General features: G+C 71.3%; 15 protein-coding genes. 6 read left to right on the top strand and 9 right to left on the bottom strand.

The genetic code is table 11. From position 1 onward, the window contains the following. The first annotated feature begins 1 nt into the window (after position 1). Entirely contained in the window at positions 2 to 157 is a 156-nt protein-coding gene (locus tag GIS00_RS14990) for a hypothetical protein (protein ID WP_154769197.1), read from the top strand. An 11-nt stretch (positions 158 to 168) separates the two neighbouring features. Here GIS00_RS14990 and GIS00_RS14985 read toward each other — a convergent pair whose 3' ends face one another. From GIS00_RS14985 to GIS00_RS14970, 4 genes are all read right to left on the bottom strand, one after another. Next, positions 169 to 993: an undecaprenyl-diphosphate phosphatase gene (locus tag GIS00_RS14985; protein ID WP_322097979.1), complete on the bottom strand. Its 825-nt coding sequence runs from the start codon at positions 991 to 993 to the stop codon at positions 169 to 171. A gap of 174 nt (positions 994 to 1167) precedes the next feature. Then, positions 1168 to 1962 (bottom strand): protein kinase family protein, encoded by a 795-nt coding sequence (locus tag GIS00_RS14980; RefSeq protein WP_154769196.1) that lies wholly within the window; start codon positions 1960 to 1962, stop codon positions 1168 to 1170. A 231-nt stretch (positions 1963 to 2193) separates the two neighbouring features. Then, on the bottom strand, positions 2194 to 3426 hold the full coding sequence (dinB, locus tag GIS00_RS14975; RefSeq protein WP_154769195.1) for a DNA polymerase IV: 1233 nt from the start codon (positions 3424 to 3426) through the stop codon (positions 2194 to 2196). Positions 3427 to 3807: 381 nt separating this feature from the next. After that, positions 3808 to 4209, bottom strand: coding sequence for a VOC family protein (locus GIS00_RS14970; protein WP_322097977.1), 402 nt, complete (start codon positions 4207 to 4209; stop codon positions 3808 to 3810). Between the two features lie 90 nt (positions 4210 to 4299). Here GIS00_RS14970 and ppk2 point away from each other — a divergent pair, with 90 nt between their 5' ends. Next, on the top strand, positions 4300 to 5145 hold the full coding sequence (gene ppk2 / locus GIS00_RS14965) for a polyphosphate kinase 2 (protein WP_154769194.1): 846 nt from the start codon (positions 4300 to 4302) through the stop codon (positions 5143 to 5145). Further along, the gene (locus tag GIS00_RS14960; protein WP_154769193.1) at positions 5142 to 6581 is read left to right on the top strand and encodes a M17 family metallopeptidase; all 1440 of its coding nucleotides are present in this window, start codon (positions 5142 to 5144) and stop codon (positions 6579 to 6581) included. Before ppk2 ends, GIS00_RS14960 begins: the two co-directional genes overlap by 4 nt. A gap of 732 nt (positions 6582 to 7313) precedes the next feature. Here GIS00_RS14960 and GIS00_RS14955 read toward each other — a convergent pair. Continuing rightward, positions 7314 to 8348, bottom strand: a complete 1035-nt coding sequence (locus GIS00_RS14955) for an LLM class flavin-dependent oxidoreductase (protein ID WP_322097976.1) — start codon at positions 8346 to 8348, stop codon at positions 7314 to 7316. Positions 8349 to 8772: 424 nt separating this feature from the next. Further along, entirely contained in the window at positions 8773 to 9183 is a 411-nt protein-coding gene (locus GIS00_RS14950) for a hypothetical protein (protein ID WP_154769192.1), read from the bottom strand. Positions 9184 to 9394: 211 nt separating this feature from the next. On the opposite strand from GIS00_RS14950, the gene GIS00_RS14945 reads away from it, so the two are divergent. After that, positions 9395 to 9889, top strand: a complete 495-nt coding sequence (locus GIS00_RS14945) for a metallophosphoesterase family protein (protein WP_322097975.1) — start codon at positions 9395 to 9397, stop codon at positions 9887 to 9889. A gap of 19 nt (positions 9890 to 9908) precedes the next feature. After that, a complete protein-coding gene (locus GIS00_RS14940; protein WP_154769190.1) occupies positions 9909 to 10598 on the top strand; it encodes a hypothetical protein in 690 nt (229 codons plus the stop codon). A 218-nt stretch (positions 10599 to 10816) separates the two neighbouring features. Here GIS00_RS14940 and GIS00_RS14935 read toward each other — a convergent pair whose 3' ends face one another. From GIS00_RS14935 to GIS00_RS14925, 3 genes are all read right to left on the bottom strand, one after another. Next, complete coding sequence (locus GIS00_RS14935) at positions 10817 to 11845, bottom strand: NAD(P)-dependent alcohol dehydrogenase (protein WP_154769189.1); 1029 nt, start codon at positions 11843 to 11845, stop codon at positions 10817 to 10819. 93 nt (positions 11846 to 11938) lie between these two features. Continuing rightward, positions 11939 to 12790 carry a helix-turn-helix domain-containing protein gene (locus GIS00_RS14930; RefSeq protein ID WP_154769188.1) on the bottom strand — a complete coding sequence of 284 codons (852 nt, stop codon included), beginning with the start codon at positions 12788 to 12790 and terminating at the stop codon, positions 11939 to 11941. Further along, a complete protein-coding gene (locus tag GIS00_RS14925) occupies positions 12781 to 13875 on the bottom strand; it encodes a substrate-binding domain-containing protein (RefSeq protein WP_230313654.1) in 1095 nt (364 codons plus the stop codon). The genes GIS00_RS14930 and GIS00_RS14925 overlap by 10 nt, the downstream gene beginning before the upstream one ends. A 303-nt stretch (positions 13876 to 14178) precedes the next feature. Between GIS00_RS14925 and GIS00_RS14920 the strand changes: the two genes are divergently transcribed. After that, positions 14179 to 15279 carry an autoinducer 2 ABC transporter substrate-binding protein gene (locus GIS00_RS14920; RefSeq protein ID WP_154769186.1) on the top strand — a complete coding sequence of 367 codons (1101 nt, stop codon included), beginning with the start codon at positions 14179 to 14181 and terminating at the stop codon, positions 15277 to 15279. The last annotated feature ends 197 nt before the right edge of the window (positions 15280 to 15476 follow it).

The following is a 15476-nucleotide window of genomic DNA, read 5'->3' as shown; positions in this document are numbered from 1 at the left end:
AATGCGCCGCACCCTCACCACGCGCTTCGTCATCGCGATGTCCCTGCTGGTGCTGCTGTGCTGCGTCGGCTGGGCTCTGCTCGCCCAGCACGTCGTTCCGGACGCCTGCAGCTACGCCGACCCGCCGCCGCGCGCCCAGTACCTGCACTGCCCCTGAGCGGTGCTCGATCAGGCGGTCAGCACGCCGGCGGCGAGCAGGATCATCAGGACGACGCCGAGCACCAGCCGGTAGATCACGAACGGCAGGAAGCTCTTCGTCTTGATGTAGTTCATCAGGAAGGCGATGACCGCCCAGCCGACGAAGAAGGCGACGACGGTGGCGACCGCGGTCTCGGACAGCGTGTAGGCGCCGGGCTCGCCCCAGCTCGAGTACAGCTCGTAGAAGCCGCTGGCGAACACCGCCGGCACGGCGAGCAGGAAGGCGTACTCGGCGGCGGCGGAGCGGGTGTAGCCCAGGGCGAGGCCGGCGCTGGTGGTGGCGCCGGACCGGGAGACGCCGGGGATCAGCGCGAGTGCCTGCGCGAACCCGAGCAGGACGCCGTGCTTCGGGGTGATGTCGACGAGTTCGCGGTCGCGCTTGCCGAAGTGGTCGGCGGCCCAGAGCAGCAGGCCGAAGACGATCAGCATCAACGCGACCAGCCAGAGCGACCGGAACGCGGTGCGGATGGTGTCCTGCAGCAGGATGCCGAGGATGCCGATCGGGATGCTGCCGATGATCACCAGCCAGCCCATCCGGGCGTCCGGATCGTTGCGCGGCACCCGGCCGGTCAGCGATCCGAACCAGCGACCGATGATCCGCGCGATGGTCCGCCGGAAGAAGACGACCACCGCCAGCTCGGTGCCGATCTGGGTGATCGCTGTGAAGGCGGCGCCCGGGTCCTCCGCGGACGGCAGGAACTCGCCGACGATCCGCAGGTGCGCACTGGAGGAGATGGGCAGGAACTCCGTCAGGCCCTGGACGAGCCCGAGGATGATCGCTTCGAGAAATCCCACGCGGTGTGTCCTCCGTGCGCTGCGCGAAGCCGGTCCGGCACACCGTTGTGATCAGGGCGGATCAGCTGCGGGCCTGCGCCCGGCCGCTGTTCGTCCGGCGGTTCCGTGTCCGGTTCCGCCGATGAGAGTAGGGGATGCCCGTGTGCGGTCGGTGTCAGCGGCCGTCCGGATGCGTCAGGAGGTGCGACGGGACCGGCGTCCGGCGCTCTGACCGCTGACCGGGCCACCCCACACCGCAGGACGCACCGATGCGACCAGGTCCACCAGCTCCGCGGCGGTCGGCCGCACCCGCGGATCCGGGTCGACCGCACGCCACAGGCCGAGGGTGACCTCGTCGGGGAGTTCCGGCCAGGCGGCCGGGTGCGGATCGTCGGCGGCCGGGACGTCGGCCGAGGTGCGGCGCAGCATCGTCCACCAGACGAGCTCGCCGAACGCCATCAGGTCCGCGTCGACCCCTTCCGGGGCCGGGGCCGTGCCGCGTTGCGCCGGGATCGTCGGACGGAGGCGGTGCAGCCCGAGGTCGACCAGCACCGCTCCGCGGCGGGCGTGCACCCGGACCGTGTCCGGGCCGAGCGAGCCGTGCACCACCCCGCACCGGTGCGCGGTCGCAAGGGCGTCGGCGATCTGGCGCAGCAGCGCGATTCGTTGCACCGCACTCGGCAGCGCGCGAGCCAGGTCGGCCCGCAGCGACGGGGCATCCAGGTACTCGGAGACGATCTGCACCCGCGGGCCGCTGCGCAGCAGCCGGTGGACGAGCTCCAGCCCCGGGTGCCGGAGGGCGGCCAGCCGGCGCGCCTGGTGGTCCATCCCCGGGACGGCCTCGCGGGCGGCGGGCGGGACGAGCGCGGTGTGCACCACCACGTCGTCGCCGGACTCCGGGTCGTGCGCCAGCAGCGTCCACTCGGTGTCGCTGGAGGAGAGCAGCCGCCGGAAACCCAGACCTTCGGGCAGCAGATCCGGCACGGACACGACGGACGTCCCTTCCTGCTCTCGAACACGCGGTCACGGGCACCGGGACGGGAATCTCACCGGTGCGAGGACGGTAGGTCCCGGCACCGTCCGGGATCAAGACCGGAGCCCCGTTCGGCACTGGGTGATGATCACCAACCCTCGTTCAGGTGAGCGGTGCCACGGGCGTGTCACCGTAGCGAGTGGCGGCAGGCACGCTCCGTACCACCGGTGACGACGCCGCCTCGGCACTCAGTCGGGCAGCATCGGGATCGAGAAGTCGTCCGCCGACCGGCCCATCAGCCGGGCCCGGGACAGCGCCGCGTTGCCGAACCGCACCCGCACCCCGTCCACCGCGACGTCCAGCGCATCCCGGTCGTGCCGGTCGAACGGCAGCGCCAGCTGCACGGCGTCGTCGGCGGTCAGGCCGGACACCGACATCCCGATCATGGTGATCCCGCGTTCCCGGATCAGCGGTGTCGCCTCGGCCAGCAGTCTCCGCACCGCGTCCAGCAGCACCTGCGTCTGCGCCGTGGCCATCGGCAGGGTGCGCGAGCGGGTGGCCCGGCCGAAGTCGTCGAACCGCATCCGCAGCACCACTGTCCGGCCGATCCGGTGCGCCTTGCGCATCCGTCGGGACACCCGGTCGACGATCGCGGTCAGGTCCGCGTCGAGCTGCGGGATCGTCCACCGCCCGCGGCCCATCGCGTGCTGCGAGCCGATCGAGCCGCGCCGCTTCCCGGTCTGCACCGAGCGCGGGTCCCGGTTCGCGGCGAGCGCCGCGAGGTGCCGGCCGGCGCCCGGTCCGAGCATCGAGACCAGCCCGGCCTCGCCCACCGCTGCCAGGTCGGCGACGGTGCGCACACCGCGGGCGTGCAGCTTCACCGACGTCACCTTGCCGACGCCCCAGAGCCGTTCCACCGGCAGCGGGTGCAGGAAGTCGATCTCGGTGCCGGCCGGGACCTCCAGCAGCCCATCGGGTTTCGCCACCGCGCTGGCGATCTTCGCGAGGAACTTGGTACGGGCGATGCCCACGGTGATCGGCAGTCCCACCTCGTCGGCGACCGCGCGGCGCAGCCTGGTCGCGATGTCCAGCGGCGGCCCGGAGATGCGCCTCAGACCGCTCACGTCCAGGAACGCCTCGTCGATCGAGATGCCCTCCACCAGCGGGGTGGTGTTGTCGAAGATGTCGAACACCGCCTTGCTGGCAGCGGTGTAGGCGTGCATCCGTGGCGGCACCACCACCGCGTCCGGGCACAGCGCGCGGGCCTGCCGGCCGCCCATCGCGGTGCGCACCCCGCACCGCTTCGCCTCGTAACTGCACGCCATCACCACCCCGGCGCCGACGATCACCGGGCGCCCGCGCAGCGCGGGGTCGTCCCGCTGCTCGACCGACGCGTAGAACGCGTCGAGGTCGGCGTGCAGGATGGCGGCGGGCGCGGTCACCTGTCGATCGTCGCACAGTTGGCGTCGGAAAGGGAACATGTGTTCGACACGAGCCGTCCCGGCCTGAACGGCCACCCGCGGCGCCGATCCGCGCCCTTTCACCGCGATTCCCGCGGCCGGACGGCACCGATCGTCCGGCCCGCAGGTCCGGGCCGGTCACGTCGTTCCAGGCCTCGACGCGAAGGATGACCGACCCGGCGCGGCGCCCCGGCCGCCACCTGCCGCCTCATCCGCGCCGTTGCACCGCGATTTCCGCGGCCGGACGGCACCAATCGTCCGGCCCGCGGCACCGGGTCCGTCACGTCACACCCGGGTCAGGAACGCGCAGGGCGACCGACCCGACTCGACACCCGCCGCCTCACCGAGCCGCGCCGATCCACCGCGAATCCCGCGGCCGGACGGCACCGATCACCCAGCCCGTCAGACCTGCGTCAGGCAGAAGGGATGGCCGACCGGATCGGCGTAGACCCGGAAGAGGTCGTCCGGCCGGCCCTCCTCCGCGGGCGTCCCGGTCAACGCCCGGGCCCCGCAGGTCACCAGATGGACGTGCGCGGCTTCCAGATCCGGCACCGCCAGGTCCAGATGGGCGCGGCCGATGCCGGGCCAGGGTGGCACCGCGCCGTCGGACCGCTGGAACGCCAGCCGGGTCCCGCCGCCGGGCGGCAGCAGCACCAGCCAGTCGTCGCCGTCCGGATCGTCGTCCTGATGGCCCGGTGCGTACGGCCAGCCGGTGACGGACCGGTAGAACTCCGCGAGCTCCCGCGGGTCCGGGCAGTCCAGCGTCACTTCGAACAGGGTCACCTCGAACGGGGGTCCGGCCACCCGGCGACGATATCGGTGGTCACATTAGGCTGCTCGTGACCGGCGGGTTCGTGATCGGCCGGGTCGGTGGCGCGGACGAGAGGACCTGACATGGCAGCGGATCCGGCAGGTCCCACAGCGCAGGCCGGCGACGGTGGGACCGACACCCGGAAGATCCCCGGCAAGGTCTACGAGAAGGAACTCCGCCGACTGCAGGCCGAGCTCGTCGTCATGCAGCAGTGGGTCCAGCGCACCGGCGCCCGGGTGGTGGTGATCTTCGAGGGCCGCGATGCCGCCGGGAAGGGTTCCGCGATCAAGCGGATCACCGAGTACCTGAACCCGCGGTGGTGTCGCATCTCCGCGCTGCCCGCGCCGACCGAGCGGGAGAAGACGCAGTGGTACTTCCAGCGGTACGTGCAGCACCTGCCGGCCGCCGGCGAGATCGTGCTGTTCGACCGGTCCTGGTACAACCGCGCCGGTGTCGAGCGGGTGATGGGCTTCTGCACGACCGACGAGTACCGCCGCTTCCTGCACCAGGCGCCGATCTTCGAGCGACTGCTGGTGGAGGAGGGCATCCTGCTGCGCAAGTACTGGTTCTCGGTGTCGGACGTGGAGCAGGAGGCGCGGTTCCGGTCCCGACTGGAGGACCCGATGCGGCGCTGGAAGCTGTCGGACATGGACCTGCAGTCGATCACCCGTTGGGTCGACTACTCGAAGGCCAAGGACGAGATGTTCGTGCACACCGACATTCCCGAGGCACCGTGGATGACGGTGGAGAGCGAGGACAAGAAGCGCTCGCGGCTCAACGTCATCTCGCACCTGCTCTCCACGATCCCCTATGAGCGGATCGACCCGCCGGCCATCGAGATCCCCGAACGCCCACCGGTGGGCGACTACGAACGACCCCCGCGCGACGAGTTCCGGTACGTGCCGGACCACGCGGCCACCCTGCTGTGACAGGCACCGCCCGCGACCGGCTGGCCGAGATCGACCTGTCCATCAGGCATGCCGTCGGCGGCAACCCCGATGTCGTCGTCCTCGCGGAGGGTGCGGACGCAGGTACCGCCGGGGCGCTGCGCCTCCGAGGTGTCCGTGGGATGACAGTCGACGGCGGGACTTCTGCCGACCCCGGGGTGCCCGTCGATGGTTCGACTCCGGGCAGCGGCAGGGCCGGCGGTTGGCTGTCGTTCACCGGCGCACACGGTCAGCTGTCGGTCGACCCGGCCGACGCCTCGGTGCTCCGGGTCGGGCTCGGCGACGTGGTCGATGCCGAGAACGTCCGTGATGCCGCCGCTCTCGCGCTGCGCGGCGCACCCACCGGATCCGACGTGGTCCTGGAACCGCTGGGCGACCCCGACCTGGAGCACGCCTGGGTCGACGGAGCGGTGACCGGACTCCCGGCCGGAGTGGTGCTCCGGGTACCGGCAGCGGGCGCCGGCGGGATCGTCTCCGCGCAGGCGACCGCACTGGCGAAGTCGTTCACCGATGCCCCGGCCAACATCGTCGATCCGGCCTCCGCCGCCGACATCTGCTCCCGGATCGCTGATCTCGCCGGACTGGGCATCGAGATCGTCGAACCCGACGGACTGGCCGCACTCGGTTGCGGCGCCATCCTGGCGGTGGGACAGGGCTCGGTCAACGGACCGCGACTGGTGCACCTGACTTACCGTCCGGAACGGGCGACCGGCGGGAAGGTGGCGCTCGTCGGCAAGGGCATCACCTTCGACTCCGGCGGGCTGTCGCTCAAGCCGCCGGCCGGCATGATGGGGATGCGCTACGACAAGGCCGCTGCTGGAGCGATTCTCGCTACCATGGCGGTGCTGCCGCGGCTGGCGCCGGAGATCGCGGTGGATGCCTGGCTGCCGTTCGCCGAGAACCTCCCCGGCCCTGGAGCGGTGCGACCGGGTGACGTGGTGCGGGCCGCCAACGGTGTCGAGATCCAGATCATGGACACCGATTTCGAGGGCCGGCTGATCCTCGCCGATGCACTGGCGCTCGCCGCCCGTGACGAGCCCGACCTGATCGTCGACCTCGCCACCCTCACCTACCAGGTGGTGGTCGGGCTGGGTGACGAGATCGCCGGCGCGATCGGCCGGGACGAGGTGGCGACCGAGCGCCTGTTGGCCGCCGGCACCGCCGCCGGCGAGGCCTGGTGGCCGCTGCCCTACGCCCGGCGTTACGCCGCGCAGATGCAGACCCCGAGCGGCATGCGGAACCACCCGATGCACGACAGCGGCCGCGCCATCACCGCCGCCCTGTTCCTCGGAGCCTTTGTCCCGGAACACATCCCGTGGGTCCACGGCGACATCGCCGGTCCGGGCTGGAAGGGCAACGCCTCCGTCGACGGTGCCACCGGCTTCGGCGTCCGCACCCTCCTCGAACTTCTGCTGTGACATGGCGGCCGGGGCGACAACGTCCGGTCGCTCGTCGGGATCGTGCGGTCGAGCATCGCAGCACGGCGCGAGGTACGAGCAGAGTGCGAGAAGCGCAGGACGCGCGATCCCCTCAAAGACGAGCGACCCGCGAGCGCCAGCTCGCCATGTCCAGACCGACGACCGTTCGTTTCGTGCTCGGGCGCTATGAACGGCGACTTGTCGGCAGTGTCCAGACCGTGCAAGCCGGTCGACATGCCACATCCGGGACCGAAACCATCGCCTGCCGACGGAAATGATCCCCGATCCACAGGTATCAGAAAGTCAAGGCCGAGATTCCGCGCCACCGAGGGATAACCACCGCGGTCCCGCCTGGAATCACCGACCGGCCGCATCCAGCCACGACACCCAAGATCCGGGACCGAAACCATTGCCAGCCGATGGAAACGGTCCCCAATCCAGGACCAGTACCCGAGACACGTTGGAATTCGCGCCCAACAACGAAGAAGATGGTCGCTCGTCGGGATCGTGCGGCCGAGCATCGCAGCCGGAGAGAGGCACGAACGAGGCGAGAAGCGCAGGACGCGCGATCCCCTACAAGACGAGCGACCCGCGAGCGCCAGCTCGCCATGTTCAGCGCAGGGCGCGCGATCTCTTCGGGGACCAGCGACCCCGCGGCGCCAGCCGCCATGTTCAGCGCAGGACGCGCGATCCCTACAAGACGAGCGACCCGCGGCCCCCGGGCCGCCATGTTCAGGCCAGCAGTTCCCTGACGCGCGGGGCGACCTTCGTGCCGTAGAGCTCGATGGAGCGGAGCAACTGCGGGTGGGGCAGGGTGCCGTTGGAGTACTTGAGATCGAAGCGGTCGAGCTCGAGAGCCTTGGCGTTGCGGGCGATCTTGGTCGCGACGGTCTCCGGTGACCCGACGTGCAGCGCACCCTCCGGACCGGCCTCCGCCTCGAAGCGCGCCCGGGTCGGCGGCGCCCAGCCCCGCTCGCGGCCGAGCCGCGACATCATGTCGAAGTAGTGCGGCCAAAGTTCGTCCTTGGCCTGCTCGTCGGTGTCCGAGATGTGACCGGGCGAGTGCATGCCGATCGGCTGCGGGCCGGTGCCGAACTCGCCAAGCGCGCGGTGGAAGAGGTCGACGTACGGGCGGAACCGCTCGGGCTCGCCGCCGATCACCGCGAGCAGCAGGCCGAAACCGTAGTGCGCGGTCCGGACCACGGACTCCGGACTGCCGCCGACACCCAGCCAGGTGCGCAGCGCGCCGGACTCGGTGGTCGGGAAGATGTGCTGGTCCTTGAGCGCGGACCGGGTGGTGCCCTCCCAGGTGACCGCTCCCTCCGACCGCAGCTCGGCGAACAGCGCGACCTTCTCCTCGAAGAGCGTGTTGTAGTCGGAGAGCTCGAAGCCGAACAGCGGGAACGACTCGGTGAAGGAGCCGCGTCCGAGGATCACCTCGGCCCGACCGTTGGACAGCGCATCCAGGGTGGCGAAGCGCTGGAACACCCGGACCGGGTCGTCACTGGAGAGCACGGTGACCGCGGACCCGAGCCGAATCCGCTCGGTGCGGCCGGCGATGGTCGCGAGCACGACGTCGGGCGCGGACACGGCGAAGTCCTTGCGGTGGTGCTCGCCGACGCCGATGAAATCCAGACCGACCTGATCGGCCAGCACCGCCTGCTCGACCAGGTTCCGGATCACCTGCGGCTGCGGCACCCGCTCGCCGTCGGCGTCCAGCGTGACGTCGCCGAACGTGTCGATGCCCAGCTCCAGCGACTTACCCACGACATCTCCTCAGCCGATTGTTGACGTGTCTCCAACATCCTACCGGGTTCGTCGGTGAGTGTTGGGCGGCTGCGATCGATGGCTCGCTGACCTGCCCGGATGAGGCCTCTTCCGCTGAGATGACGTTGATGACGGTGCATGGACCGCCCTACCGGGAGGGTCGCTGGTCCGCGAGGCCGGTGGCCACCTCGTCCGGATCCAGGAGGCAACCCGGATCCGCGGTCGTCGCGGAATCAGCCTGTGGGGTCGGTCGGCCCGGCCGATCTCCTCTACGCGGCCGGCGGCCGTCACCTCCGGATTCATGAGATTGGGCGGTCGTCGTCGCGGAATCAGCCTGTGGGTTCGGACGGCCCGGCCGATCTCCTCGGACGGCCGGCGGCCATCACCTCCGGATCCAGGAGACTGCGCGGTCGCTCGCGCGGGATCAGCCCGTCGGCTCGGACGGCTCCGGATCGTCGGTCGGCCCGCCGGTCTCCTCGGCGGTGTCGGCGGCGGTGCCCTCCTCGCCCTCCTGGGTCGGGGTGTCCGGGTCGACCTCACCCTCGGCGGTCGGGGTCTCCGCCGGCGCCGGCGCGGTGTCGGTCACGATCTCGGCAGTCGACGACTCCTGCGGGTCGACCGGCTCACCCGGATCCCCGGCACCATCACCACCTGCAGCGACTTCTCCTGCGGCAGCACCATCATCGACCGGAGCACCGGACGCGGATCCGCCCTCCACAGCACCGTCGGTGGTCCACACCTCGCCCAGCTCGGCGTCGCTGACCGGTACACCCACGTAGTCCTCGGTCTTCGCGGCCTTCTGCTCCGCCCCGGCCGGGCTGTCGTTCTCGCTCATGACCCACTCCTTCCAGGGCCGCATCGCCCACGGGGCGCGCGGCCGTCCGTCGACTCACGGTTCCCCGCGGACCCCCGCCGCACACAGGCACGGGTGCCGGGCCGGGTCCGAGCCGGCGCCGAAGCGGGACGAGACGCAGCCTGTCGGCGCCAAGCCGCACCAGGGTCGGGCAGGACCGACAGGGACCCGGAACCGGGGGAAGAATGGCGCGGTGAGGATCGCCGTGCTCTCCGACACCCACGCACCCCGGTTCTGGAAGGCCTGCCCGCCCCGGGTCGCCGAGCAGCTGACCGACGTCGACCTGATCCTGCACGCGGGCGATGTCTGCCTGCCGTCGGTGCTCGACGAGCTGGCCGCATTCGCGCCGGTGACCGCGGTGGCCGGGAACAACGACGGCGACGACGTCCGGGCGTGGGGCGCGACGGAGTCATGGGAGGGCGAGCTGGCCGGGCTCCCGGTCGCGATGATCCACGACAGCGGGCAGAAGCAGGGCCGGTCGGCCCGCATGCACCGCCGCTTCCCCGCCACCGCGCTGGTGATCTTCGGCCACTCGCACATCCCGCTGGACCAACCGGACCCGGACGGCGTCCATCTCTTCAACCCCGGCTCGCCGACCGACAAGCGCCGGCAACCGCACGGCACCATGGGTCTGATCGAGGTCCGGGACGGGTACCTGATCGACACCACACTCGTACAGGTCAGCTGACCGGGAGCAGGAGCACAGCATGGGCATCGCCGGAACCGTCGGCAGCGAGGTCGCGAAGCGGGTGGCGCCGTCGGTCACCGGCCGCACCGTCCGGGTGCTGCTGGAGCGGGCGATCGACGGCGTGCCCGGCATCCCCGGCGCGGCGAAGAGCGCGGACGCCAAGCTCAAGGCCGCCGGCGGCGAGGCCGGCAAGGCGATCGAGTCGCTGACCACCATGCACGTCCGGCTGGCCGCGGCCGAGGGCTTCCTCACCAACGTCGGCGGCCTGGTCTCCGTGGCCATCGGCATCCCGGCGAACATCGCCGGGATCGCACTGCTGCAGTGCCATCTCGCCGCCGGCATCCTGCACCTGCGCGGCTACGCGCTGGACCAGCCGGGGACCCGGGACGCGGCGCTGCTCTGCCTGCTCTCCGACGACAACCTCAAGGCGTTGTCCAAGAAGCTGAAGCGTCCGGTCGACGCCGTCACCCTGGCCTCGGTCGGCACGGATCCGGTGTTGGGCGAGGCGATCTCGCGCGCGGTGACGGCCGAGCTCATCGCCGCCGCCGGCGGGAAGCGGCTGGCGTCCTTCGTCGCCCGGCGCATCCCGCTGCTCGGCGGCGCGGTGGGCGGGATCGGCGACGCCTGGTCCACCCGCCGGATCGGCAAGACCGCGGCCCGCATCCCGCCGAACGGGTCCACCGCCCGCAGCCGCCTCGCCAAGGACTGAGGTCGGCGCCCTCGCCGCCACCGACCACCGGAAGCCCGGTCCGGGCACAGTGCTGCAGAGCCCGGAGAGCACCCCCGACGTCACTCGATCATGTCGCCGGCCCGTGGACTACCGTCGCTGAAGCTCCGAGGCCTGACGGCAGAAGTCCACCGGCATCGCACTCGTCAGGAATGCCGCGACCCCGCCCGCGGCCCACGAAAGGCCGCGGGCGCGACGATTCAGGGACGCACGACGGACTTCAACGCACCCGGCGTGGTGGTGGACTCGAGCGCCGCGGCGGATTCCTCGAGGGTGAAGTGCCCGGTCACCAGGCGCTTGAGATCGACCTTGCCGCTGGCCACGAGATGGATGGCGGCGGGCCAGGTGTCGGTGTAGCGGAAGATGCCGGTGACAATCAGCTCGCCGTTCTGGATGGTCGGGATCGGCAGCTTCATCTCGTCCGAACCGGTGCCGACCAGCACTGCGGCGCCGGCCCCGCGCAGGGCGCCCAGCCCGGACACCACCGCCGACGGGATTCCGCAGCAGTCCAGGAAGGCGTCGAAGTAGCCCTCGGCCGGCGGCTCGGTGATCGCGTCCAGCACCCCGGTCGCGCCGAAGGTCAGTGCCAGGTCACGCCTCTCGGCGACCGGATCGCTGACCACCACCTCTGCGGCACCGAAGGCCAGCGCGGTCTGCAGGGCGATGACACCGATCGGGCCGCCGCCGGCGATCAGCACCTTGGACCCGGGGATCACATTGCCCTTGCGGTTCGCCGCGATGCCGACCGACAGCGGCTCCAGCAGTGCCACCTCGTCGTCGGACAGGTTGTCCGGCACCGGATGTGCGAACGGGGCCTGGATGGTGACGTACTTGCAGAAGGAACCGTCGATCGGCGGGGTGGCGTAGAACTTCATGTCCGGGCACAGGTTGTAGCGGCCGGCACTGCACTGCGCACAGACCCGGCAGGGCCGCTGCGGCTCGATCGCCACGCGTTGCCCGATCCGCGCGGCGTCGACGTCGGCACCGACCGCCACGATGGTGCCGCCGCACTCGTGCCCGAGGATCAGCGGCGAGTCGACGACGAACGGGCCGATCCGGCCGTGCTTGTAGTAGTGCACGTCGGATCCGCAGACCCCGACCGACCCGACGCGGATCAGCACCTCGTCGGGCGCCGGCGTCGGGACCGGAAGCTGCTGCATCTCGACCTCACCGGCGGCCAGCAGCACTGCGGCGCGCATGGTGTCGGGGACGGCTGTTGCTGTCGACATCTGTTCCTCCTGAGTACTTTTCGGGGTGGAGCTGCAGTTCGGTGCAGAGTGCAGGTGATGCGGTTCAGGTCGTGCAGGCCCGGGCAATGCGGTTCAGGTGCCGGAGTCCGGCAGGTCGGCCACCACGGCCAGCACTGCGCGGGAGATCCGCCGCAGTTCGGCCGGGTCGTCGAGCCGGTCCGGCAGGTGGGCGGTCAGCGCCAGCCGGCCCTCGGCGTCGGCGCAGGCGACCTGGAACGACCGGCCCACCTTCAACTGCAGTGCGGTACCGCGTCTGCGTTCCTGGCGCAGTGCCAGGATGGCCTCCCGGTCGCTCGCGCCGGTGCCCTCGAACGCAGCGAAATCCGCGACCACACGCGCAGCTTCGGCCTCCGGGAGCGCGGACAGCAGGGACACGGCGGCGGCGGAGCCGGCGGCCGCCGTGTACTGCCCGGGTCGCGGTGTCAGTGGCAGCGGCAGCTGACCGGGCCGGACGTCCAGGCACAGTGACCGGGTGCCGACCAGCCCGGAGACGGAGAGGGTGTGACCGTCCAGGTCGTGGAAGCGCGAGCAGCTGCGCAGCAGCCGGTCCACCCGACCCCGCGGGTCGGCGAAGGCCGCCCACCTGCCGCCCAGCTGCAGTCGGCCCTCCGCCGCCCGGGCGAGAAGTCCTTCTGATTCCAGGGTCCCGAGCAGATCGGCCACCGAGGACTTCGCCAGGCCCAGCGTCCCGGCAAGTGCGGCGGGAGTACGGGCGCGGTCCGACCACACGGCGTCCAGCACCGTCACCGCCCGGTGCACCGCCGGGGTACGCGGCGCCGCGGACCGTCCGGCGGGGGAAGCGGTCGAGACGGTGGACGCGGTCACGGATGCGGCAGCAGCCGTGGCGGCCGTCGCCGACGCCGTGGAGGTGGCCGTCGGCGCTGCGGAGGTGGCCGTCGGCGCCGCGGATGCGTCTAGCCCCATGGCTGGTAGTCACCCACGTTCAGCGTGTCGATCAGCCGCGGCGGCAGGTAGACCGAGCGCCGTCCGACACCGAGCCCGCCGTAGAGCGCGGCGCCGAGCTCCAGCCCGGCGCGCACCAGCCCACCCGGGTCCTGTGCTGCCGTGGCCGCCAGCGGGCCGCCGGCCAGGATCTGGTCGATCGCCATCCGCCCGCCGTCGACCGAGACGATCGGCACGGCGCGCCCTGCCGCGGCGAGCACGCCGGCCGCGCCGAGGGCGATCTGGTCGTTGCTGGCGAACATGCCGTCGAACTCGGCACCCTCCTCCAGCAGCTCGAGAGCGGCACGCTCACCGGAGATCTCGTCCAGGCCGGCGTACCGGGTGACCACCACCCGCAGTCCCGGGTTCGCCGAGATGACGCTCAGGAAGCCGGCCACCCGGTCGGCGTTGGCGGTGATCGGGGTACCACCGACGATGGCGATCCGCCCTTCCGCGCCGAGCACCCGGACCAGTGCTGCGCCGGCCAGCGCACCGGCCTTGGTGTTGTCGGTGGCGGCGACGGCATCGGCACCGATGGTCGCGGAACCCACTGCGACCACCGGGATCCGGGCCGCCCGCGCGGTCGCGAACACCTCCTGCAGCCCGTCGGAGGTGACCGGCTCGACCAGCACCAGATCGACGCCGTCGGCGATGAACCGGGCGACATCGGAGACCTGGCGCGCGGTGTCGAGCTCCGCCGAGCGGATGTCCGCGGTGGCCCCGATCCGCGACGTCTCCTCGCGCAGCGCCTTGATCTCCGCCCGGAAGAACGGCTCGTCGATCGGATAGCTGAACCCGATGCTGCGCAGTGACTGGTGCTGGGCGCGGGCGGCCGAACCGAACTCGAGCACCCGCGGTCCGAGGATGTACGAGCCGTCGGCCCCACGGGTCAGCAGCCGCTCCTCGGTGAGCGCGTGGCACACCCCCATCACGCTGCTCTTCGGCGCACCGACGGCCAGGGTGAGCTCGGCCAGGCCCACCGGGCGACCCGCGGTGGAGACCGCTTGCAGCACAGCGGCGGCACGCACGACGGCGGGGACCCGACCCCGATCGGTGGCCACGGGCATCGTCACCCCTTTCTCCGCCGGTCCTGAGCGCGACTGCGGTCACAGTAGACGATCCTCCGCTGTTGACAGCGCCCAGCGCCTGCCCTACCGTTCGTTTCGTTTTTCGGACGATGGTTCGAAATATGCAACGCTCGGCAGGGTGGCCGACCTCGGTCCTCCCGCGTCGGCTGCTGACCGGATCCACTGTGCGACAACTGGTCCGACCTCGGTGCGGTGTTCTCCGGTCCCCTCCGGCGATGCGCCTGCACCGCGGCGGACGCTCCTGTCCCCGTTCCACCCGTTCCACTCCAAGAGGAGAAGTCGATGAGGATTTCCCGGCGCTCCGCCGCCGTGGCGACCCTGGCGCTCACCGTCGCCCTGGTTGCCGGAGCCTGCACCAAGAAGAACGACTCCACGGATGCCGGCGCCGCCGGCACCACGGCGGCGGCCACCACCGCCGGGTCCGAGCCGGCCGGCTCGGGCACCGAGAGCGCGGGTGGCGGCACCGGCGACAAGATCAAGATCGCCTTCGTGCCGAAGCTGCAGGGCTCGCCCTACTTCGAGGCGATGAACACCGGTGCCGAGAAGGCCGTCGAGGCCCTCGGTGACGTGGAGTGGCTGTACCAGGGCCCGACCCAGGCTGACGCCGCCGCGCAGTCGCAGATCGTCCGCTCGTTCATCCAGCAGAAGGTCGACGTGCTGGTCGTCGCCCCGAACGATCCCGACTCCATGGCCCCGCTGATGAAGGAGGCCCAGGACGCCGGCATCAAGGTGATGACCGCCGACACCGACGCCCCGAACTCCGTGCGCGAGGTCTTCGTCAACCAGGCCACCGCGCAGGGGATCGGCGACACCACCGCCAAGACCCTGCTGGACGCCATGGGCGGCAAGGGCAAGTGGGCGATCGTGTCCTGCGGCGAGACCGCGGAGAACCTGAACTCCTGGATCGACGCAGAGAAGGCCTACGTCACCGCGAACTACCCGGACGCCGAGCTCGTCGACGTCGTGTACTCGGGTGAGGACCAGGCCAAGGGCACCCAGATGTCGATCGACCTGATGAACGCCAACCCGGATCTGACCGGCCTCATCGGCCAGTGCACCACCTCGGCCGTCGGCGTCGCCCAGGCCGTCAAGGACGCGGGCAAGATCGGCCAGATCTTCACCGTCGGCGTCGGCACCCCGCTGTCCATGAAGCCCTACCTGGAGGACGGCTCCTCCTCGGGTTCGATCCTGTGGGACGTCGAGCAGCTCGGCTACCTGACCGTGTGGGCCGGCCAGCAGCTGGCCCAGGGCAAGGAGCTCGCCGCCACCAACGACGTCAGCGAGACGCTGCCGGCCGTGAAGTGGGACGCCGCCAGCAAGATGCTGCTGCTCGGTGACCCGACGGTCTTCACCACCGAGAACGTGGACCAGTACAACTACTGATCCCCGCTCGCGGCGCAGTACCCGCGCCACCGGCAACAGGCACCACCTGAAGTGAACATCTGACAGTTGCGCGGTCCGGTCGACCCCGGTCGGCCGGACCGCGCTCTGTCGTCGTACCCGGGAACGGCTGCGAGCAGCGCGGTCCCGGCGTCACCCGCGCACCGGCGCTCCCACGCATCCCGCTGCCGCAGCGCCGC

The sequence above is a fragment of the Nakamurella alba genome (assembly GCF_009707545.1).
In the GTDB taxonomy this organism is placed as follows: domain Bacteria; phylum Actinomycetota; class Actinomycetes; order Mycobacteriales; family Nakamurellaceae; genus Nakamurella; species Nakamurella alba.
The sequence above is the reverse complement of the archived record's forward strand: the minus strand, read 5'-3'. Positions and strand labels throughout refer to the sequence as shown.